The following is a 19277-nucleotide window of genomic DNA, read 5'->3' as shown; positions in this document are numbered from 1 at the left end:
CGTTGTCCGGAGAGGTCGCTCCCCTCTCCCGACCCTCGCCGACGCGAGGCCCACCCTCCCCCGCTCCAGGGGGAGGGAAGAATGGCCCGCCTCAGGCCGACGCCGTCTCGCCCAACGCCGCGCTGATCTGGCTGAGCAGCTTCGAGAAATCGACGGGCTTCGGGTGGTAGTCGTCGCAGCCGGCCTGGATCGCCTTGTCGCGGTCGCCCGACATGGCGTGGGCGGTGAGCGCGATGATCGGGATGCCGCGGGTGTCGCTGCCGGACTTCAGCGCGCGCGCCGCCGACCAGCCGTCGAGGATCGGCAGGTTCATGTCGAGCAGGATCACGTCGGGGCGCCCCGAGCGCGCCTGCTGCACCCCGGCCTCGCCGTCATGGGCCAGGATCACCTCGTACCCGCGACGCTTGAGCCGGCGGGACAGGAAATCCCAGATCTCCTCGTGATCTTCGACCAGCAGTATCTTGGGCATGGATGATGGATCCCTCGACGCATGACCGTCAGACGCGTCGCCGCCGCGCGTCGATACCCAACGCACGGCGGCCCGCGATCGTCCGATTTTTGTATTCAGCCCCTCGTGGCAGATCGTCCACCCGAGGGGAAGACGCCGAAATCAGCGATCGGATTCGTCGAGGTGGAAGTGGACCTCGTGGATATTGGCCCGCTCGAAGGCCTGCATCACGTGCTGGTAGGACCGCTCCATCTCCGTCACCGCGTCGCCGGGCGTGTCGTCCGGCTTCAGCACGAACATCAGCATCGAGCGGCCGGTGACGTCGTAGCGCTCGCCCGAGGCGAAGCTCGCGATTTCCTGGCTGTCGGGCAGGTTGGTGTCGAGCAGGCGCGTCCAGGCCGATCCGCCGACCGATTCCGGCAGGGTGAACTGCACGAGGTCGTGGTAGGCGTTGTACATGATGAGCAGGGTGGCATCGCCGCCGCGGCGGTGAACGCCGGTCGCCTGGGCCCGCCCGTCGAGCAGCACCGCGAGCGAACGCGCGCCACCGTCGGTCCAGTTCTCGGACCCCATCTCGGCCCCGTCCGGGCGCAGCCAAGTCACGTCCTTGACGCCGAACTCCTCGTCGTACCGGCCCGTGAGGAAGCGGCCGCGGCTCAGGATCGGCAGCGCGTTGCGCAGCAGGATCAGGCGTTGGGTGAACTCGGCGAGATCGCGCTCCTCGGCGCCGATCGCCCCCCAGTCGATCCACGACACCTCGTTGTCCTGGCAGTAGGCGTTGTTGTTGCCCTTCTGCGTTCGCGCGAACTCGTCGCCGGCCAGCAGCATCGGCGTGCCGTGCGACAGGAACAGGGTTGCCAGCATGTTGCGCATCTGGCGCAGGCGCACGGCGCGGATCGCTGGGTCGTCGGTCGGTCCCTCGACGCCGTAATTGTACGAGAGGTTGTGAGAATGGCCGTCGCGGTTGTTCTCGCCGTTGGCCTCGTTGTGCTTGTCGTTGTAGGCGACCGTGTCGTGCAGGGTGAAGCCGTCATGCGCGGTGAGGAAGTTCACCGAGGCCCAGGGCTTGCGCCCGCGCTTGTTGAACTTGTCGGCCGAGCCGGTGATGCGGTTGGCGAGATCGGGCAGCAGACCCTCGTCGCCCTTCCAGTAGCCGCGGACGTCGTCGCGGAAGCGGTCGTTCCACTCGGCCCAGCCCGGCGGGAAGCCGCCGACCTGGTAGCCGCCCGGGCCGCAATCCCACGGCTCGGCGATGAGCTTCACGTCGTTCAGCACCGGGTCCTGGCGGCAGGCGTCGAGGAAGCCGCCGCCCTCGTCGAAGCCGTGCGGCTCGCGGCCCAGGATGGTGGCGAGGTCGAAGCGGAAGCCGTCGACGCGCATCTCGGTCGCCCAGTAGCGCAGGCTGTCCATGACGAGTTGCAGCACGCGCGGATGCGAGAGGTTGAAGGTGTTCCCGGTGCCGGTGTCGTTGATGTAGTAGCGCTCCTGCCCCGGCAGCAGCCGGTAGTAGGAGGCGTTGTCGATCCCCTTGAACGACAGGGTCGGGCCCTTCTCGTTGCCCTCGGCGGTGTGGTTGTAGACCACGTCGAGGATCACCTCGAGGCCGGCGCCGTGCAGGCGCGCGACCATCTCCTTGAACTCGGAGAAGGCGAAGTCCGGCACCGCCGCGTAGCGCCGCGCGGGGGTGAAAAACGAGATCGTGTTGTAGCCCCAGTAATTGACCAGGTTCTTTTCCTGCAGGTAGTCGTCCTGCACGAAGGCGTGGACCGGCAGCAGCTCCACCGCGGTGACGCCGAGGCTCTTGATGTAGTCGAGCACGTCGGGGTTGCCGAGGCCCGCATAGGTGCCGCGCAGGCGCTCGGACACCCGCGGATGGTTCTTGGTCAGGCCCTTCACGTGGGCCTCGTAGATGATGGTCTTCTCCCAGGGGATGTTCGGCTTGCGGTAGGCGCCCCAGGTGAAGGCCGGGTCGATGACCTGGCTGCGACGGGTGAACGGCGCGCTGTCGCGCTCGTCGAAGGTCAGGTCGTCGCCGGTCTCCATCTGGTAGCCGAACAGGGCCGGGTTCCAGGTGATCGAGCCGACGAGCCCCTTGGCGTAGGGGTCGATCAGCAGCTTGTTGTGGTTGAAGCGGTGCCCGGCCTTGGGCTCGTAGGGGCCGTGGACGCGGTAGCCGTAGATCGTGCCGGGGCGCGCGTCGGGCAGGTACCCGTGCCAGACCTCGTCGGTGTATTCGGGCAGCGCGATCCGCTCGATCTCCTTCTCGCCGGACTCGTCGAACAGGCAGAGCTCGACCTTGGTCGCATGGGCGGAGAAGACGGCGAAGTTCACGCCGAGGCCGTCCCAGGTCGCGCCGCGGGGATAGGGCTTGCCTTCCTGGATGCGCGAACGAACGGGACGGGTCGAGGCTGCGTAGCGGTTATGGTCGGCCATGTTCACTCCGGCGGCCGGGGCCGCATCACGACGACCGCTGCCTGACGCTCGGCAGCGGGGCCCCCGGGCCATTTTGTGAACGTGCGTCCGTGGGCGAAGCTCCGCCGTGCGCGAAATTTTTGCAGCGCAGCGAGGGGTGCCGAAGGTTCGGGCGGAAACCGTTCGCGGGCCTGGCATTTTTGCGCAGCCCGGGTTCTTCCACCGCTCCGCCGACCGCGGCATAGTGCGGGCTCGCCCCGGGCGCGAGGCCCGGCACACGCGGCCCCCAGCAGCGCCTCGGCGCATCGCGTCCCCCGGAGCAGCCCGCATGACCCTTGAGGCACACAACGACGAGGGCCCCGACCACGCCTCCGGGCTGCAGATCGTGGCGGATCGCCACGGCGTCAGCCTCGAAGCGGTGCGCCATCTGATGCGGGCGCTGGAGGCCGGCAACGGCACGATGGCGCAGTTCGACCACCCGGAGCTCGGCGGCATGGGCCAGTGGTTCTCCGGCGGCATGGTCATGGTCGGGCGGATGTTCGACGCGGAGCTGAAGGCCCGCGTCGCCGGCCTCTGCGCCGAGCTGGCCGACGCCCTGCCCCCGGGCGGCTGGAGCGGGAGCGGCCGGGCCGCGGGCGGCCGCGGCGGCGGCGAGTGGTGGCCGGCGGGCCTCGGCCGGCCGTCGAGCGCGGGCGCCCAGAACGGCCTGCGCTATGCCTACTTCCCGGAGACGCGGCGCCTGGCGATCGAGTCCGACGCCGGGGTCGCGCTCTACGACACCGGCGAGCACCAGATCTCGGGGGTCTCCCAGTCCGACGGTGCCCTGCGCTTCACCGGGCCGCAGGGCAGCATCGCCCTCGATACGCTGCGCCGCCTCGCGCCGGACGCGCCGACGCCCGCGCGCGACGCTTCTCCCGCTTCGGCCCCCGCCCCCGCTTCCATCCCTACCGCGCCGCCGGACTCGTCGGGCGACGGGGACGTGTTCACGAAGATCGAGCGGCTCGCCGAGCTTCACGGCCGCGGGGTGCTGACCGAGGCCGAGTTCGCCGAGAAGAAGGCCGACCTGCTCTCGCGGCTCTGAGCCGGCGCCCCATATCGCAGGGGCGGCCGCGTTCCGGGCCGCCGGACCCCGCATGGCCTCGATCGGCGACCTCCTCGACATCTCCACGATCTATCACGAGCCCGCGGTGGAGACGTTTCCGCGCGGGCGCGAGATCCTGGCGCGCTACCCGGACGCGACGCGCATCCCGGTGCCCTCGCACTGGAACATCCCGGCGCTCCACGGCAACGAGGGCTCGGTCGAGGACTGGGTCCGGATCAAGCGCTCGACGCTGGTGCTCGGGGTGAAGAAGGGGCTGACGATGCGGCCCAACGGCCGCAGCGCCCACTTCATCGCGCCCTCGACCTCGAACGGCTGCGCCATGGCCTGCGCCTACTGCTACGTGCCGCGGCGCAAGGGGTTTTCCAACCCGATCTCGCTGTTCGTGAACGTCGAGGCCGCCTGCGCGGCGATCGCGCGGCATGCCCGGAAGCAGGGCGCGCTGCCGGAGCCCGACACCATCGATCCCGCCGCCTGGGTCTACGACATCGGCGAGAACGGCGACCTCTCGGTCGACGCGGCGATCTGCGACAACGTCCGCGACCTCGTCGCGCTGTTCCGCACCCTGCCCAACGCCAAGGGCTCGTTCGCGACCAAGGCGGTGAACCGCGACCTGCTCGCCTACGACCCGCAGGGGCGCACCCGCATCCGATTCTCGCTGATGCCGGCACGGATCGCCAAGGTGGTCGACGTGCGCACGACGCCGATCGCCGAGCGGATCGCGGCGATCGACGACTTCGTAGCCGCGGGCTACGAGGTCCACGTCAACTTCTCGCCGGTCATTCTCTACGAGGGCTGGGAGGCGGATTGGCGGGCCTTGTTCGCCGAGATCGACGGCACGCTGTCGGACGCCGCCAAGGCCCAGCTCAAGTGCGAGATCATCCTGCTGACCCACAATGCCGGCCTGCACGCGGTCAATCTCGGCTGGCACCCGCGCGCCGAGGAGCTGCTGTGGCGGCCCGACATCCAGGAGGCCAAGGTCTCCGAAGGCGGCGGCGCCAACGTCCGCTACCGCGCCGGCTGGAAGGGCCGCTGGCTCACCCGCTTCAAGGCGGTGCTCGCGGAGACGATGCCGTACTGCACCGTGCGCTACGCGTTCTGAGCGGCGGGATCGAACCGTTCTCCGCCCCTGGGCGTTCCCGACCGCATCCGGGAGGACCGACCATCATGAGCGATCACGCACGGTACCTGAGCGAGGCGGTGCAGCTGGCCGCCGACAACGTCTGCGACGGCGGCACGCCCTACGGCGCCGTCCTCGTGCGCGGCGACGAGGTCCTGGCTCGGGTCGCCAACAACGTCCACACCACCAACGACCCGACCGGGCATGCCGAGATGGTGGCGCTGCGCGAGGCGAGCCGGCGCCTCAACAGCCGCGACCTGTCCGGCAGCGTGATGTACGCCAGCGGCCAGCCCTGCCCGATGTGCCACGCCGCGATGCGGCTGTCGGGCATCCGCGAGGGCTACTTCGCCAACGCCGCCGCCACGGCCGGCGAGTTCGGGCTGCTCGGCGCCGAGATCTACGCCGAGCTGTGCCGCCCGCTCGACGCGCAGCCGATGCGGCTGAAGCACCTCGACGTGCCGGACGCGACCGCGCCCTACGCGGCCTGGAAGGCGCGCAAGGACGAGGCCTGAGCCGATCGGCTCGGCGCGTCCCGGTCAGTGCGTCCAGGGCGCCGTGCGGTTGAACTTGAAATTGTCGGAGTAGGACAGCCCCTTGCGCGGGGGGGCCGTCTTCGGCTCCTCGACGCGGTAGGCGATGCCGGCCTTCTTGGCGTAGGCGACCGCATCCTCGAGGGACTCGAACTTGAGGTGGACCTGCTGCAGCATGTCGCCCGAGCCGGTCCAGCCCATCAGCGGGTCGGTCTCGCGCGGCGCGGTCTGGTCGAACTCGAGGTGCCAGACCTTGGTCCGGGCCGTCCCCGACTGGGACGCGTCCTTCGACGGCTGGAAGATGCGGGCGCTCGACATGGCCTTCAGACACCGCTCCGGAAATCGATGGTCGGGGCGATAGGATTCGAACCTACGACCCCCTGGTCCCAAACCAGGTGCGCTACCAGACTGCGCTACACCCCGACATGCCATCGGTCTTACGGGGTCGCCGGGGCGCGGGCAAGGTTCGATCGGTGTCGCGGCCCTAGACGCGGATGTCGAGGACTGTCCGCTCCATCGCGTCGGACGCGCGCAGGACTGCCGCGTTGGCTGCGAAGGCGGCCTTGTCCTCGATCAGCTGGACGGCCGTGCTCGACAGGTCGACCTGAGCCGCGCTCGGAAGGCTCGTCCCGATCTCGGCCACGCGCGTGGCGGTCGACTCGAACCTCTGCGACGCGGCAGCAAGGCCGGCACTGCTGATCGACGTCGCGCTGATCATGACCCGCCTCCCCGATGACGCGACTCAAACCATGGCGGGCCTGAAGGAAACGGCCGAGGATTGCCGCGCATTTGATCGATGGCGGCGTGAAGACGAAGATACGATTGCGAAAGGCCGACGGCCAACGTGGTCCTTGCGGTATGACCGATGCGCGGGCGGTCCCAGAGGCGCCCCGTGCCGAACGCCGCTTGATCCGCGGCGCATCCGACCCACCTGCGGCATCGAGGGCGCGACGGTCCACGTCACCTGAGGATGTTTCGATGATCGATCTCTACTACTGGCCGACCCCGAACGGTCACAAGGTGACGATGTTCCTCGAGGAGGTCGGCCTCCCCTACACGATCAAGCCGGTCAACATCGGCAAGGGCGAGCAGTTCGATCCCGGCTTCCTGAAGATCGCGCCGAACAACCGCATGCCGGCGATCGTCGACCACGCGCCGGCCGACGGCGGCGCGCCGATCACGCTGTTCGAGTCGGGCGCAATCCTGCTGTACCTCGCCGAGAAGACCGGCCGGTTCCTGGCCACGGACCTCCGCGGCCGGCAGGAGGCGCTGCAATGGCTGTTCTGGCAGATGGGGGGCCTCGGCCCGATGCTCGGCCAGAACCACCACTTCTCGCAATACGCCCCCGAGAAGATCCCCTACGCGATCAACCGCTACGTCAACGAGACCAACCGGCTCTACGGCGTCCTCGACCGACGGCTCGCCGACCGCGACTTCGTCGCCGGCGATTACGGCATCGCCGACATGGCGGCCTATCCCTGGATCGTCCCGTGGGAGAAGCAGGGCCAGACCCTCGACGATCACCCGAACCTGAAGCGCTGGTTCCACGCCATCGCCGAGCGCCCCGCCACCAAGGCCGCCTACGCCCGCGCCCCGGAGGTCAACCCCGACCACGGCAAGACCATGAGCGAGGACGCCAAGAAGGTGATGTTCGGGCAGACGGCGGGGAACACCAAGCGCTGACGCGCACCTCCCTCCCCCCTTTGCGGGGGGAGGAAAGCGGCGTTACCGCCGCAGGCCGTCCAACCGCACCGGCGCCGCGTGCGGCCGCGTCGCCAGCATCTCGTCGATCAGCGCCAGGACCTCGGCACGCCCGCAATTGGCGGCGGGCTCGAACGGGGTCCAGGTCTGGGTGAAGTCGAGGCGGGCGAACACGTCGCGGTAATGGCGAAGTTCGTTCGTCGTCAGCGGCACGCCGCGCACGAAGGCCTTGTGCGCCGAGATCGTCACGGCGCGGCGGAAATCCTCCGGGTCCAGCTCGAACTTCAAAGCGTCGCCGCAGAAGCAGATCTTCCGCCGGCGATCGAACAGCACGGCGTGGCCGTCGAAGTGGCCGGCGGTGCGGTGGAGCTCGAGGCCCGGCAGCGGCTCGAGGAAGTCGTCGTAGGGCCACGAGACCTGCAGCGCGGCGCTCCAGGTGAAGTCGGCGGCGGGCAGGCACAGCTCCGGGTCGAACCGGTCCTGCAGCTGCACCAGCCCCCCGTAGGCGTGCGGGTGCGAGGCCGAGAGCACCTGCATGCCGCCCAAAGCGGCGATGTGGTCGAGCGCCGCCTCGCTGAAGACCGGGCAGCCCTCGAAGCCCATGTTGCCGGCCTCCGTGCAGATCAGGTAGCTCGACGGGCCGATGCCCGAGACCGGCTCGTTCCAGAACCGCCAGACGCCCGGCTCAAGCTCCTGCCAATGGCAGGGAAAGCGCGCCTGCGCCTCGCGCTTCGTCCAGAAGCGCCAGCCGTCCTGCGGCACGACGTGGCGGGCGTCGAGGCACATCGGGCAGGCCGGCGGGGTCTCGAAGTGGCGCTGCCAGAAGCCGCAATTGTCGCAGACGTAGGCCGGCAGATCGAGGGCGCCGGCAAAGGGCAGGTATCCGGGCACGCGTCGCCTCGTGGCAGTGGGGATGGTGCGGGGTTCCTATCAGGCGCCCCGCCGGAACGGGAGCCCGTCAGGGCCGCGGCAGCAGCCGCCGCGGGGAACGCGCCACCGCCGCGGCGCTCGCGAGCCCCGCCAGGGCGATTCCGGCCAGGCCCGCCATCAGCAGGTCGCGCTCCCGGCTGGTCCAGAACGCGGAACGGGTGCGCTTGGTCCGGGCGCCGAAGCGCCCGTCGATGCCGACGTCGCCCGGCACCGGGGCGTCGAGGTTGCCGGCCCGGTACGGCAGGTCCTCGTCGGCCATCTGCTTGGGCCACATCTCGGCGGCCTTCCGGTCGGCATAGCCCGGGACCAGGGCCTGGGCCGCCGCCATCATCACCGTGCTGCGGCCGACCCAGATCTCGCGGCGCGGATGCTCGGCGGCGTAGACGATCGCCTCGGCGCAAAGGCGCGAATCGTAGACCGGGTCCGGCGCATTCTGGTCGCGGCCGGTCCGGTTGCGGGTCCAGCGGTACTGCGGGGTGTTCACCGCCGGCAGGTAGATCACGCTGAGCGAGACCGCGGACTTGTCGTGGAGCAGCTCGCAGCGCAGCGAGTCGGTGAAGCCCGAGACGGCGAACTTCGCCGCGCAGTACGGCGCCTGCAGCGCCGCGGCGCGGTAGCCCAGCCCGGACGAGACCTGGATGATCGCCCCGCGGTCGCGCGGCTTCATGAAGCGCAGGGCGGCGAGCGTGCCGTAGACCTGGCTGAGATAGGTCGTCTCGGTGACGCGGCGGTACTCGGCCGGCGTGATCCGGTCGGCCCGGCTCACCACCGTCGACATAGCATTGTTGACCCAGGCGCGGACCGGCCCGAGCTCGGCTTCGATCCGGGCGGCGGCAGCGTCGACCGCCTCGGCATCCGACACGTCGGCCGAGATCGTCAGCACCGGGCGTCCGTAAGCCGCGAGGGCGGCGGCGGTCGCGCGCAGCCGGCCTTCATCGCGGGCGATCACCGCCACCGACCAGCCGCGGGACGCGAACAGGTGGGCAGTGGCCAGGCCGATCCCGGCGGTGCCCCCTGTGACGACTGCGACCCGTGCCATGCGCGACTTCCCCCGACGTACCGCAGCGACAAGCGGTTGCGGCGCAAACGGTTGCGGCCCGCAGGCCGTGCCCAATGGACACGCCCTGCGGGCCGCGAAGGTCGCCGGCGCCGGGCCGGATCAGGAATGCGCGGGCGCCGCGTGCGCCGGGGCGCCGCCGTGGCCGTCGTCGGTGGTCTTGCCGCGCTTCTTGCCCACCCAGATCACGATGTTCCGGATCATCACGTAGAAGACCGGCGTCAGGAACAGGCCGAAGAAGGTCGCGCCGATCATCCCGAAGAACACCGCGGTGCCCAGCGCCTGGCGCATCTCGGCGCCGGGGCCGGTGGCGATCACCAGCGGCAGCACGCCGAGGATGAAGGCGAAGGCGGTCATCAGGATCGGGCGCAGGCGCAGGCGGCAGGCCTGGATCGCGGCGGCGACGGGGCCCTTGTGCTCCGCCTCCTCGATGTCGTGGGCGAACTCGACGATCAGGATGGCGTTCTTCGCCGCGAGACCGATCAGCACGATCAGGCCGATCTGGGTCAGGATGTTGTTGTCCTGCCCGCGCAGCTGCACGCCGAACAAGGCGGCCAGCACCCCGGTCGGCACCACCATCAGGATCGAGATCGGCAGCGCCCAGCTCTCGTACTGCGCGGCGAGCACCAGGAACACCAGCAGGATGCCCAGCGCGAACACGTAGACCGCCGTGTTTCCGGTGGCCTTCTGCTGGTAGGCGATCTCGGTCCAGTCGTAGGCGTAGCCCTCGGGCAGCGCCTTGGCGGCGATCTCCTCCATGGCGGTGAGCGCCTGTCCGGTCGAGACGCCGGGCTTGGCCACGCCCTGCACCGGCACCGAGTAGTACAGGTTGAACCGCTGCACGATCTGCGGGCCGGCGACGGTGCGCAGCGAGCCCAGGGTCCCCAGCGGCACCAGCGCGCCGGTGGAGGAGCGGACCTTGATCTGCGAGATGTCCTGCTGCGAGGTCCGGTAGGCGGCATCGGATTGCAGGCGCACCTGGTAGATGCGGCCGAGCGTGTTGAAGTCGTTGACGTAGGCGCCGCCCAGGTCCGCCTGCACCGAGGCGAAGACGTTGGCCAGCGGCACGTTCAGCATCCGCGCGATCGTGCGGTCGATGTCGAGGTAGAGCTGCGGCGTGTCGTTGCCGAAGGTGGTGAACACCCGCTGCACGTCGCTGCTCTGGTTGGCCTGGCCGATCAGCTCGCCGGCGGCGGCCAGCAGCGGCCCGGTCTCCGAGGATTGCCGGCTCTCGACCTGCATCTTGAAGCCGCCGCCGTTGCCGAGGCCGCGCACCGGCGGCGGCGGGATGACGATGACCCGCGCCTCCTGGATGTTGGCGGTGGCCTTCAGCACCTCGCCGGTGATCACCGCCGCGCTGCGCCCGTGGGTGGCGCGCTCCTTGGCGCCGGCCAGCGTGATGAACATCACGCCGGAGTTGGTGGTATTGGTGAAGGTCGCGCCGTCGAAGCCGGCGATGATGACGGTGTTGGTCACGCCGTCGATCTTGCGCGCTTCCGCGGCCGCCCGGTTCACCGTCTCGGTGGTGCGGTCGAGCGAGGCGCCGGCCGGCAGCTGGACCACGCCGATGAGGTAGCCCTGGTCCTGGTCGGGGATGAAGCCCGTCGGCGTCGTCTGCACGAGGTGGATCGTGCCGAAGATGACGAAGCCGTAGAACACCATCACGGCGACGATGCCGACGCTGTAGCCGGTGAGCAGGCCGACGACCCGGGCGTAGCCGTTCGAGAGCGCCTCGAAGCCGCGGTTGAACAGGTCGGCGAGCCAGGCGATGAACCGCGTGAGGAAGAACTTCGGCTGCTTGCGGGCGTGGTGGGGCACCAGGAGCAGCTTGCAAAGTGCCGGCGACAGGGTCAGCGAGTTGAAGGCGGAGATGATCGTCGAGGCGGCGATCGTCAGCGCGAACTGCTTGTAGAACTGGCCCGAGATGCCGGGGATGAAGGCGGTCGGGATGAACACCGCGGCCAGCACGAGCGCGATGGCGACGACGGCCGAGCCGACCTCGTCCATGGTCTTGTGCGCGGCCTCGCCCGGCGACAGCCCCTCCTCCATGTTGCGCTCGACGTTCTCGACCACGACGATCGCGTCGTCGACGACGATGCCGATGGCGAGCACCAGCCCGAACAGGGTGAGGTTGTTCAGCGAGAACCCGAAGGCCGACATCGCCGCGAAGGTGCCGACGAGCGAGACGGGGATCGCGATCACCGGGATCAGCGCCGTGCGCCAGCTCTGGAGGAACACCAGGATCACGATCACCACGAGGCCGACGGCCTCGAACAGGGTCTTGTAGACCTCCTGGATCGACTCCTCGATGAACTCGGTCGGGTTGTAGGCGATGCGGTACTCGACGTCGGGCGGGAAGTTCTTCTTCAGGTTCTCCATCACCTTCTTGACGGAGGCCGCGGCGTCGAGCGCGTTGGTGCCCGGGCGCTGGAACGCGCCGATGCCCACCGCCGGCGTCGCGTTCAGGAAGGAGTTGGTGGTGTAGTCCTTCTGGCCCATCTCGGTGCGGGCGACGTCCTTCACCCGCACCAGGCGGCCGTTGGTCGCCTTGACGATGACGTCGGCGAACTCCTCCGGCGTCTGGAAGCGCCCCTGCGACTGCACCACGAGCTGGAACGCCTCGCCGGTCTGGGCGGGCGGCGCGTTGAGCGCGCCGGCGGCGACCTGCACGTTCTGCTCCTGCAGCGCCGTGGTCACGTCGGTGGTGGAGAGCCCGTAGGCGGCGAGCTTGTTCGGGTCGAGCCAGATGCGCTCGGCGTACTCGTTGCCGCCGAAGATCGTGATGTCGCCGACGCCGTCCAGGCGCAGCATCTCGTCACGGATGTTCAGGTAGATGTAGTTGGCTAGGTAGTTCTGGTCGTAGGTCTTGTTCGGCGAGAGCAGGTGCACGACCAGCATCAGGTCGGGCGAGGCCTTGCGCACGGTGACGCCGAGGTTGCGCACGTCCGGCGGCAGGCGCGGCTGCGCCACCGAGAGCCGGTTCTGCACCAGCACGTTGGCGATATCGAGGTTGGTGCCGACCTTGAAGGTGACGGTCAGCAGCATGTTGCCGTCGTTGGTCGACAGCGACGTCATGTAGAGCATGTTGTCGACGCCGTTCACCTCCTGCTCGATCGGCGTCGCGATCGTCGCGGCCACCGTCTCGGCGTTGGCGCCGGGGAAGCTCGCGCGCACGGTGACCGTGGGCGGGACGATCTCGGGATATTGCGAGACCGGCAAGCTCTCGTAGGCGACGAAGCCGAGGAGCAGGAAGATGATCGACGTGACCGACGCGAAGATCGGCCGATCGACGAAGAAGTGGGCAAAACGCATCGGTCAAACCTCTGGGTCGCCGCCCCTCGCGGAGCCGGCGACCGGCGTCGTCGATGGCGCCGCACCGGTCGGGACCGGTGCCGCTCGTACGCTCGAGACCGCGGACGGCCTCAGGTCTTGCTCGGCGGCAGCGTGATCGATTCCGGCGAGACCTTGGCGCCGGGGCGCACGCGGGAGGTGCCGTTGACCACGATGGTCTCGTCGCCCTTCAGGCCGTCGCGGATCACGCGGTAGCCGTCGACCTTGGGGCCGAGCTTCACGTCCTTGGCCGTCACCGTCCCGTCCTCGCCGACGAGGTAGACGATGCGCTTGTCCTGGTTGGCGGCGACCGCCTCGTCCGGGATCATGACGCCCTGGAACGGCTTCGTCGCGGGCATCGAGACGATGCCGAACAGGCCCGGCTTGATGAAGCCGTCGGCGTTCTCGACCGTGGCGCGCAGGAGGATCGTGCCGGTGGAGTTGTCGACGCGGTTGTCGACGAAGTCGAGGGTGCCCTTGCGGGTCGGCTTGGCCTCGCCCGACAGGGCGATCAGGATCGGGACGCCCTTGCCGCGCTGGGTCTGGCCCATGCCGATGCCGAGCGAGCCCTGGTACTTCAGGAACGACTTCTCGTCGACGGTGAAGGAGAAGTAGATCGGATCGAGCGAGACGATCGTGGTCAGCATCGTCTGGTCGGTGATGACGATGTTGCCCTCGGTCACGAGGCGCTGGCTGATCCGCCCGTTGATCGGCGACTTCACTTCCGAGAAGTCGAAGTTCAACTGGGCGTTGCGGAGCGCCGCCTCGGCGCTGTCGACGTCGGCCTGCGCGGTCTGCGAGGCCTGGCGGCGCTGGTCGGTGACCTGCTCGGAGATGTTGCCGCCCTTCGACAGGGTCTGCGCGCGCTCCAGGTCGGTCTGCGAGAACGAGAGGCGGGCCTTGGCCGAGGTCAGCGAGGCCTGCGCCTGCTCCAGGGCCGCCTTGTAGGGCCGCCGGTCGATGACGAAGAGCACGTCGCCCTTCTTCACCGTGGCGCCGTCCGTGAAGTTGATCTTCTCGAGGTAGCCCGTCACCCGCGCGCGGACCTCGACGAACTCGATCGGGTCGAAGCGGCCGGTATACTGGTCCTGCTCGATGATCTCGCGGACCACGGGCTTGGCGACCGTCACCTTCGGCGGCGGGCCGCCCGGCGCCTGGGCACGGGCCTGCGGCGCGGCGAGCGCCGCGGCGATCACGATGAGGCTTGCGAGCCGACGCTTGTACATGGATGGTTCCCCAGCAGCCCGCCACCTATTCCCCGCAGCGCGCACAGGTTGTGCGACACCGCACATGGCTTCGCCGCGACCGACCGGGCGACGCGCATGCGGCCGTGCTTCGACGGGTCTACTCAATCGCTTCACCGGCCGACGACCAGTCGCGATAGCCGCCCTTGTAGTGTTCCGTGAGGCCGAGCCCGGTCTGCTGCATCGCGTTGAGCGCGTGGACCGAGCGCACGCCGGAGCCGCAGGAGAAGACCGCGCGGCGCCCGTCCGCCTCGATCAGAGCGGCCACCGCCGCCGGATCGAAGCTCGAAAGCGGGTGCATCACCGCTCCGGGGATGTGGCCGTTCTCGTATTCGTGCGGCTCGCGCACGTCGATCACCAGCATCGACCCGTCGGCGAGACCCTGCTTGATCGCATCGCGGTCGAGGTCGACAACACGCATCGAACGATTCCCTGGAAGAGAGGCCGGCCGCGCGGGCTGACGCTTTTCCTTATTCGTCAGCCGTCCGCGGTGCAACACGCCGCCGAAGGCGCGCCGCGGATCAGAGCGCATCGAGCAGCGCGTCGGCCTGCTCGAAATGCGCCGCCCAGGTCGGCGCGGCGTAGCCGTCGAGACGCTGGGCCAGCGTCTGGCGAAGCCCGGAGCCCGGCCGGCTCAGATCCTCGACCGCCCGCCCCCAGCCGAGGCCGTCGAGGGGGTCGAGGAAGGCGGCGAAGCCCTCGGCGATCTCGCGGTGGACCGGAATTCCGGAGGCGACCACCGGCACGCCGGACGCCGCCGCCTCCACGATCGGGATGCCGTAGCCTTCGGTGAAGGACGGCATCAGCAGCGCCGTGCAGCTCCGCGTGAGCGCGGCGAGGCCGTGGGTCGAGAGCCCGGAGACCTCGACGACGTGCGGGCGGATCGCCTCGCAGCGCTCCAGCAGGTCGACGACGTTCTCGGCCTCCCAGCCGCGGCGCCCGACCAGCACGAGCCGGGGCGTGGCCGGGCCGTGGCGCTCGGCGAGCTCCCGCCAGAGATGGAGCAGCAGCAGATGGTTCTTGCGCGGCTCGATCGTGCCGCAGACGAGGAAGGTCGGCCGGTCGGGAACGAAGCGCGGGCCGTCGCGCCCGAAGGCCGGCTCGACGCCGAGATGCCCGACCGCGAGCGGCGGACGCCCGAACCCGTCGGCGGCGAGGTGCGCCAGCGTCCGCTCGCCGGTATCGGCGGAATTCACGACGATGGCGGCCGCGTGCCGGCCGATGGTCCGCAGGCGCCGGCGATGGCGCTCGGCCTCGCCGGGCCGGCCGTATTCGGGATGGGTGATCGGGATCAGGTCGTGGACGAAGAACGCCGGCCGCACGTCGGTGCGGGTGTAGAGCCAGTCGAAGCGCTCCGGCTTGTCGAGGCGCAGGTGCGAGGTGTGCAGGTAGAGGCTGGCCTCCGGCAGGGCCGAGATCGGTGCGGCGCGCAGGATCCCGAGCACGGTCTCGGCCTGGATGCGCCGTCGGCGGATCGTGCCGGACCGCTGGTCGCGCCCGGCGACGGCCTCCGCCGGGCGGCCGGTGAGCCGTGCCTCGAGGCGGCGGTAGACCGGATCGGATTCGGCCACCACGTCCTCGGTCCAGCCGTCCGCGACCGCGTCGACGATGCGGGACGCGTGGTCCCGGTCGAGGATGCGCGGCCCGAGGCCGGTCGAGACCAGCCCGAAGCGCGCGCCGGCGCCGTCGAGCACGTGGCGGGCATAGGCGAGGTCGACCCGGTCGATCCCGGACGGGCTCGCATGGCGCAGGCGGGTGACGAGGCGGGTGAGGTCGAAGGCGATCGGCCGTGTCGACATGATGCTCCGGATTGCGGCCCCCATGCGGGCCGGCCGCGTGTTACCGGGCCGAGGCGCGGAGGGCCAGCCGGTGCGATGCCTCGGGTTCGAACCGTTGGCCGATCGGGAACCGGTCGCGGTCGGCATATCGCAAGCCGGACGACGAGGAACGGGAGCCTGCGCCGGGGGCGGCCGCCGCCCGCCGCCGGCGACGGATGAAGGCTCTCGCGGCACGCGACGGACCGACCGCCGGGTTGCGCGCCCGGCTCCGGGCAGCCGTCAGCCGATCGACGCCTTTCCTCGTGCCGCCCGTCCCGGCAGGAAGCGATCCTTCATCTCCAGCACCTTCTGCACCTGGGCCCCGAGCGTCAGAAGCTGCACGAGGCGTTGCGTGTCGAGGCGGCGCACGTCGCCGTACCAGCCGGCGAACAACTCGAAGAGATCGCGCATCTCGGTCAGGCGTTGCTGGGCGTAGCGTTCGTCGTCATCGCTCGGCGCCTCCATCAGCAGCTCGCGCAGCAGCGTCAGCGTCGGGTCGATCTCGCGCTTCTTGCGCTCCTCCACCAGGGTCCGGACGATCTGCCAGATGTCCTCCGGCGTCGAGAAGTAGTCGCGGCGGTCGCCGGGCCTGTGCTGAAGGCGGACGAGGCTCCAGGCCTGGAGCTCCTTGAGCCCCATGCTCACGTTCGAGCGGGACAGGCCGAGCTTGTCCACGATCTCCTCGGCATTGAGCCCCTGCGGCGACACGAACAGCAGCGCGTAGATCTGGCCGACCGTGCGATTGATGCCCCAGCGGGAGCCCATCTCGCCGAAATGCAGCACGAAGGCTTGCACGAGGGGAGGAAGCTGCATCGCCCGCTATGCCTTGAGCCAGAGGCGCAGCACGAAGGCGATCCCGCCGACGACGACGACCCCGCCGATCCAGAGGGCCACGAACCAGCCGAGCCGGCCGGCCCAACGCGGCATCAGCCCGCTCACTGGTAGCCGTCCGCGCCGACCTTGCCCCGGAAGACCCAGTACGCGTAGGCGGTGTAGGCGAGGATGACCGGAATGAGGACGCCCGCGCCGACCAGCATGAAGATCTGCGAGGATCTCGGCGAGGCCGCCTCCCAGATCGTCACCCGGCCGGGGACGATGTCGGGATAGATGCTGATTCCCAGACCGACATACGACAGGCCGAACAGCCCGAGCGCCAGCAGGAACGGCGCCCGCTCGGCCCCGCGCATGAGCGTCCGGAAGAACAGGACGCTGCCGAGCACGACCAGCAACGGCACCTGAGCCGTCAGCAACACGTTCGGCCAGGCGAACCAGCGGGCGGCGAAGGCGGCGTCGAGCAGCGGGGTCGCCGCGCTCACGGCCGCGATGCAGGCGATGGTGGCGATCCCGAACCGGAACGCCATGCGTCGGCCGAGTTCGCGCGTCGTTCCCTCGGTCCGCATCACGAGCCACGTGGCGCCCAAGAGCGCGTAGCCCAGCACGAGGCTGATCCCGGTGAACAGGCTGAACGGCGTCAGCCAGTCCCACCGCCCGCCGCCGTAGCCGCGCCCGGTGACGGCGATGCCCTGGAGGAGAGCGCCCAGGGCGATGCCCTGCGCCAGGGCGGCGACCAGCGAGCCGCCCGCGAAGGCGACGTCCCAGAAGGCGCGATGGCGGGGATCGCGCCAGCGGAATTCGAAGGCCACGCCTCGGAAGACCAGGCCCAGCAGCATGGCGACGATCGGTGCGTAGAGGGCGGGCAGGATGATCGCGTAGGCGAGCGGGAACGCAGCGAAGAGGCCGCCGCCGCCGAGCACCAGCCACGTCTCGTTGCCATCCCAGACGGGCGCGATCGAGTTCATGGCGACGTTGCGTTCCTCCCCGGCCCGGAGGCTGGGAAACAGCAGCCCGACGCCGAGATCGAAGCCGTCCATCACCACGTAGGCGAAGACCGCGAACGCGATCACGAAGGCCCAGACCGTGGAGAGATCGAAGGCGGCGTTCATGGCTCCTACTCCGCTGGCTTCAGATGGCGATCGGGATCGACGGCGGGCGCGGGCGTGAGGCCGGCGGCGCGGATCGGCAGGCCGACCTCGGGGCCTTCCTCGCCGCGATGGGGCGCATGCGCCATCAGCCGCAGGATGTAGAGGATCCCCATGCCGAAGACCGAAAGGTAGATCACGACGAAGGCGAGCAGCGAGCTCGCGACGGCCGGCACCTGCAGCGGAGACGCGGATTGCGCGGTGCGCAGCAGGCCGTAGACCGTGAAGGGCTGGCGGCCCACCTCCGTCGTGATCCAGCCGGCCAGCACCGCCACGAAGCCCGCGGGCCCCATCGTCACCGCGACGCGGTGCAGCCAGGTCGTCTCGTAGAGGCGCCCGCGCCACCGCGCCCACAGGCTCCACAGGCCGACGCCCAGCATCGCGACGCCGAGCCCGACCATGATGCGGAACGACCAGAACACGATCGGCACCGGCGGCCAATTCGCGCGCGGGACGCTGTCGAGCCCGTCGAGGGCTGCGTCGAGCGAATGCTTCAGGATCAGCGACGAGAGCTTGGGCACCTCCAGCGCGTAGCGGACGGTCGCCGCGTCCTGGTCCGGCAGGCCGAACAGGATGAGCGGAGCCCCGTCCGGATGACCGCGGAAGTGGCCCTCCATCGCCATGACCTTGGCCGGTTGATGCGCGAGCGTGTTCAGGCCGTGGGCATCGCCCGCGAGGATCTGGAGCGGCGCGACGCAGGCCAGCATCCACATCGCCATGGAGAACATGGTGCGGGCGCCCGCATTGGCGCGGTCCCGCAGCAGGTGCCAGGCACCCACGCCGCCGACCACGAGCGCCGTCGTCAGGTAGGCGGCCAGCACCATGTGCACGAGCCGATACGGGAACGACGGGTTGAAGACGATCGCCCACCAATCGAGGGGCACGAACTGACCTTGCGCATTCGTGCCGTACCCGGCTGGCGTCTGCATCCAGGAATTGACGGATACGATCCAGAACGCCGAGAAGCCGGTGCCGACCGCCACCATCAGGGTCGCCAGCATGTGCAGGCCGCGGCCGACCTTCTTCATGCCGAACAGCATCACGCCGAGAAAGCCGGCCTCCAGGAAGAAGGCCGACATGACCTCGTAGGCCATCAACGGCCCGAGCACCGGGCCGGTCCTGTCGGAATAGACCGACCAGTTGGTGCCGAACTGATAGCTCATCACCAGGCCGGAGACGACGCCCATCGCGAAAGCGATGGCGAAGATCTTGAGCCAGTAGTGGAAGAGATTGATGAACACCTCGCGGCCGGTCGCCAGCCACAGACCTTCGAGCACCGCGAGGTAGCTCGCCAGCCCGATCGAGAAGGCCGGGAAGACGATGTGGAAGGCGACGGTGAAGCCGAACTGCGCCCGCGCAAGCGTCAGCGCGTCGATCTCGGATAGGAGAGACATGCCCGCGGCCTCGTCGATCTCGTCATTTCAGGAATTACCGAAATGACGATGAGAATGCAAGCCTAGACGACGCACAAGGATAGGTCGGATGTCGCATCAACGGATGCCGCCGGGACCACGGGCCTGCGGGCGGGCGCCGGAGGTACGCGCCATCGCCGACGCCGCGATCCGACGACGAAGCCCCGACCCGCCGGCCTCCTCCGATCCGGCCGGCTT

18 protein-coding genes and 1 tRNA gene are annotated in these 19277 nt (G+C 69.6%); 4 read left to right on the top strand and 15 right to left on the bottom strand.

What is annotated here, in order from left to right:
- Positions 1-91 precede the first annotated feature (91 nt).
- On the bottom strand, positions 92-469 hold the full coding sequence (locus tag MKK64_RS08105; RefSeq protein ID WP_147728597.1) for a response regulator: 378 nt from the start codon (positions 467-469) through the stop codon (positions 92-94).
- Between the two features lie 141 nt (positions 470-610).
- Positions 611-2881 (bottom strand): glycogen debranching protein GlgX, encoded by a 2271-nt coding sequence (gene glgX, locus MKK64_RS08100; RefSeq protein WP_147844239.1) that lies wholly within the window; start codon positions 2879-2881, stop codon positions 611-613.
- A 307-nt stretch (positions 2882-3188) separates the two neighbouring features.
- Here glgX and MKK64_RS08095 point away from each other — a divergent pair, with 307 nt between their 5' ends.
- The 3 genes from MKK64_RS08095 (at position 3189) to MKK64_RS08085 (ending at position 5591) form a co-directional block, all read left to right on the top strand.
- Positions 3189-3941 (top strand): SHOCT domain-containing protein, encoded by a 753-nt coding sequence (locus tag MKK64_RS08095; RefSeq protein WP_243933346.1) that lies wholly within the window; start codon positions 3189-3191, stop codon positions 3939-3941.
- A gap of 52 nt (positions 3942-3993) precedes the next feature.
- Complete coding sequence (locus MKK64_RS08090) at positions 3994-5061, top strand: spore photoproduct lyase family protein (protein WP_147726083.1); 1068 nt, start codon at positions 3994-3996, stop codon at positions 5059-5061.
- 65 nt (positions 5062-5126) lie between these two features.
- Entirely contained in the window at positions 5127-5591 is a 465-nt protein-coding gene (locus MKK64_RS08085) for a nucleoside deaminase (RefSeq protein ID WP_147726082.1), read from the top strand.
- Between the two features lie 24 nt (positions 5592-5615).
- Here MKK64_RS08085 and MKK64_RS08080 read toward each other — a convergent pair whose 3' ends face one another.
- The 3 genes from MKK64_RS08080 to MKK64_RS08070 all read right to left on the bottom strand — a co-directional run bounded on the left by MKK64_RS08080 (position 5616) and on the right by MKK64_RS08070 (position 6327).
- Positions 5616-5927 carry an ETC complex I subunit gene (locus MKK64_RS08080; RefSeq protein WP_147841429.1) on the bottom strand — a complete coding sequence of 104 codons (312 nt, stop codon included), beginning with the start codon at positions 5925-5927 and terminating at the stop codon, positions 5616-5618.
- 28 nt (positions 5928-5955) lie between these two features.
- Positions 5956-6032 (bottom strand) — tRNA-Pro (locus MKK64_RS08075).
- A 61-nt stretch (positions 6033-6093) separates the two neighbouring features.
- A complete protein-coding gene (locus MKK64_RS08070; protein WP_147841428.1) occupies positions 6094-6327 on the bottom strand; it encodes a hypothetical protein in 234 nt (77 codons plus the stop codon).
- Positions 6328-6587: 260 nt separating this feature from the next.
- On the opposite strand from MKK64_RS08070, the gene MKK64_RS08065 reads away from it, so the two are divergent.
- Positions 6588-7292, top strand: coding sequence for a glutathione S-transferase N-terminal domain-containing protein (locus MKK64_RS08065; protein WP_147726072.1), 705 nt, complete (start codon positions 6588-6590; stop codon positions 7290-7292).
- Between the two features lie 42 nt (positions 7293-7334).
- Here the strand turns inward: MKK64_RS08065 and MKK64_RS08060 are convergent, their stop codons facing one another.
- The 10 genes from MKK64_RS08060 to MKK64_RS08015 all read right to left on the bottom strand — a co-directional run bounded on the left by MKK64_RS08060 (position 7335) and on the right by MKK64_RS08015 (position 19061).
- Positions 7335-8201, bottom strand: coding sequence for an MBL fold metallo-hydrolase (locus tag MKK64_RS08060; protein ID WP_243933344.1), 867 nt, complete (start codon positions 8199-8201; stop codon positions 7335-7337).
- Positions 8202-8268: 67 nt separating this feature from the next.
- Positions 8269-9279, bottom strand: a complete 1011-nt coding sequence (locus MKK64_RS08055) for an SDR family oxidoreductase (RefSeq protein WP_243933342.1) — start codon at positions 9277-9279, stop codon at positions 8269-8271.
- A gap of 120 nt (positions 9280-9399) precedes the next feature.
- The gene (locus MKK64_RS08050; protein WP_243933334.1) at positions 9400-12609 is read right to left on the bottom strand and encodes an efflux RND transporter permease subunit; all 3210 of its coding nucleotides are present in this window, start codon (positions 12607-12609) and stop codon (positions 9400-9402) included.
- A 110-nt stretch (positions 12610-12719) separates the two neighbouring features.
- Positions 12720-13853: an efflux RND transporter periplasmic adaptor subunit gene (locus tag MKK64_RS08045; RefSeq protein ID WP_147728428.1), complete on the bottom strand. Its 1134-nt coding sequence runs from the start codon at positions 13851-13853 to the stop codon at positions 12720-12722.
- A gap of 118 nt (positions 13854-13971) precedes the next feature.
- Positions 13972-14292 (bottom strand): rhodanese-like domain-containing protein, encoded by a 321-nt coding sequence (locus MKK64_RS08040; protein WP_147841424.1) that lies wholly within the window; start codon positions 14290-14292, stop codon positions 13972-13974.
- A gap of 100 nt (positions 14293-14392) precedes the next feature.
- Positions 14393-15670, bottom strand: coding sequence for a glycosyltransferase family 4 protein (locus tag MKK64_RS08035; RefSeq protein WP_243933332.1), 1278 nt, complete (start codon positions 15668-15670; stop codon positions 14393-14395).
- A 258-nt stretch (positions 15671-15928) separates the two neighbouring features.
- The gene (locus MKK64_RS08030) at positions 15929-16501 is read right to left on the bottom strand and encodes a GbsR/MarR family transcriptional regulator (protein WP_147859749.1); all 573 of its coding nucleotides are present in this window, start codon (positions 16499-16501) and stop codon (positions 15929-15931) included.
- A 6-nt stretch (positions 16502-16507) separates the two neighbouring features.
- A complete protein-coding gene (locus MKK64_RS08025; protein ID WP_147727815.1) occupies positions 16508-16615 on the bottom strand; it encodes a DUF2474 domain-containing protein in 108 nt (35 codons plus the stop codon).
- An 8-nt stretch (positions 16616-16623) separates the two neighbouring features.
- Positions 16624-17631: a cytochrome d ubiquinol oxidase subunit II gene (gene cydB, locus MKK64_RS08020; RefSeq protein ID WP_243933330.1), complete on the bottom strand. Its 1008-nt coding sequence runs from the start codon at positions 17629-17631 to the stop codon at positions 16624-16626.
- 5 nt (positions 17632-17636) lie between these two features.
- Complete coding sequence (locus MKK64_RS08015) at positions 17637-19061, bottom strand: cytochrome ubiquinol oxidase subunit I (protein WP_243933328.1); 1425 nt, start codon at positions 19059-19061, stop codon at positions 17637-17639.
- Positions 19062-19277: the final 216 nt, after the last annotated feature.

It is taken from the genome of Methylobacterium sp. E-025, from assembly GCF_022829705.1.
Classification (GTDB): domain Bacteria; phylum Pseudomonadota; class Alphaproteobacteria; order Rhizobiales; family Beijerinckiaceae; genus Methylobacterium.
Note: the sequence above shows the minus strand (reverse complement) of the source record. Positions and strands in the feature narration are given on the sequence as shown.

Coding starts and splice junctions, on each gene's coding strand:
- MKK64_RS08105 (WP_147728597.1), bottom strand. CDS start 469: ATGCCCAAGATACTGCTGGTCGAAGATCACGAGGAGATCTGGGATTTC.
- glgX (WP_147844239.1), bottom strand. CDS start 2,881: ATGGCCGACCATAACCGCTACGCAGCCTCGACCCGTCCCGTTCGTTCG.
- MKK64_RS08095 (WP_243933346.1), top strand. CDS start 3,189: ATGACCCTTGAGGCACACAACGACGAGGGCCCCGACCACGCCTCCGGG.
- MKK64_RS08090 (WP_147726083.1), top strand. CDS start 3,994: ATGGCCTCGATCGGCGACCTCCTCGACATCTCCACGATCTATCACGAG.
- MKK64_RS08085 (WP_147726082.1), top strand. CDS start 5,127: ATGAGCGATCACGCACGGTACCTGAGCGAGGCGGTGCAGCTGGCCGCC.
- MKK64_RS08080 (WP_147841429.1), bottom strand. CDS start 5,927: ATGTCGAGCGCCCGCATCTTCCAGCCGTCGAAGGACGCGTCCCAGTCG.
- MKK64_RS08070 (WP_147841428.1), bottom strand. CDS start 6,327: ATGATCAGCGCGACGTCGATCAGCAGTGCCGGCCTTGCTGCCGCGTCG.
- MKK64_RS08065 (WP_147726072.1), top strand. CDS start 6,588: ATGATCGATCTCTACTACTGGCCGACCCCGAACGGTCACAAGGTGACG.
- MKK64_RS08055 (WP_243933342.1), bottom strand. CDS start 9,279: ATGGCACGGGTCGCAGTCGTCACAGGGGGCACCGCCGGGATCGGCCTG.
- MKK64_RS08050 (WP_243933334.1), bottom strand. CDS start 12,609: ATGCGTTTTGCCCACTTCTTCGTCGATCGGCCGATCTTCGCGTCGGTC.
- MKK64_RS08045 (WP_147728428.1), bottom strand. CDS start 13,853: ATGTACAAGCGTCGGCTCGCAAGCCTCATCGTGATCGCCGCGGCGCTC.
- MKK64_RS08040 (WP_147841424.1), bottom strand. CDS start 14,292: ATGCGTGTTGTCGACCTCGACCGCGATGCGATCAAGCAGGGTCTCGCC.
- MKK64_RS08035 (WP_243933332.1), bottom strand. CDS start 15,670: ATGTCGACACGGCCGATCGCCTTCGACCTCACCCGCCTCGTCACCCGC.
- MKK64_RS08030 (WP_147859749.1), bottom strand. CDS start 16,501: ATGCAGCTTCCTCCCCTCGTGCAAGCCTTCGTGCTGCATTTCGGCGAG.
- MKK64_RS08025 (WP_147727815.1), bottom strand. CDS start 16,615: ATGCCGCGTTGGGCCGGCCGGCTCGGCTGGTTCGTGGCCCTCTGGATC.
- cydB (WP_243933330.1), bottom strand. CDS start 17,631: ATGAACGCCGCCTTCGATCTCTCCACGGTCTGGGCCTTCGTGATCGCG.
- MKK64_RS08015 (WP_243933328.1), bottom strand. CDS start 19,061: ATGTCTCTCCTATCCGAGATCGACGCGCTGACGCTTGCGCGGGCGCAG.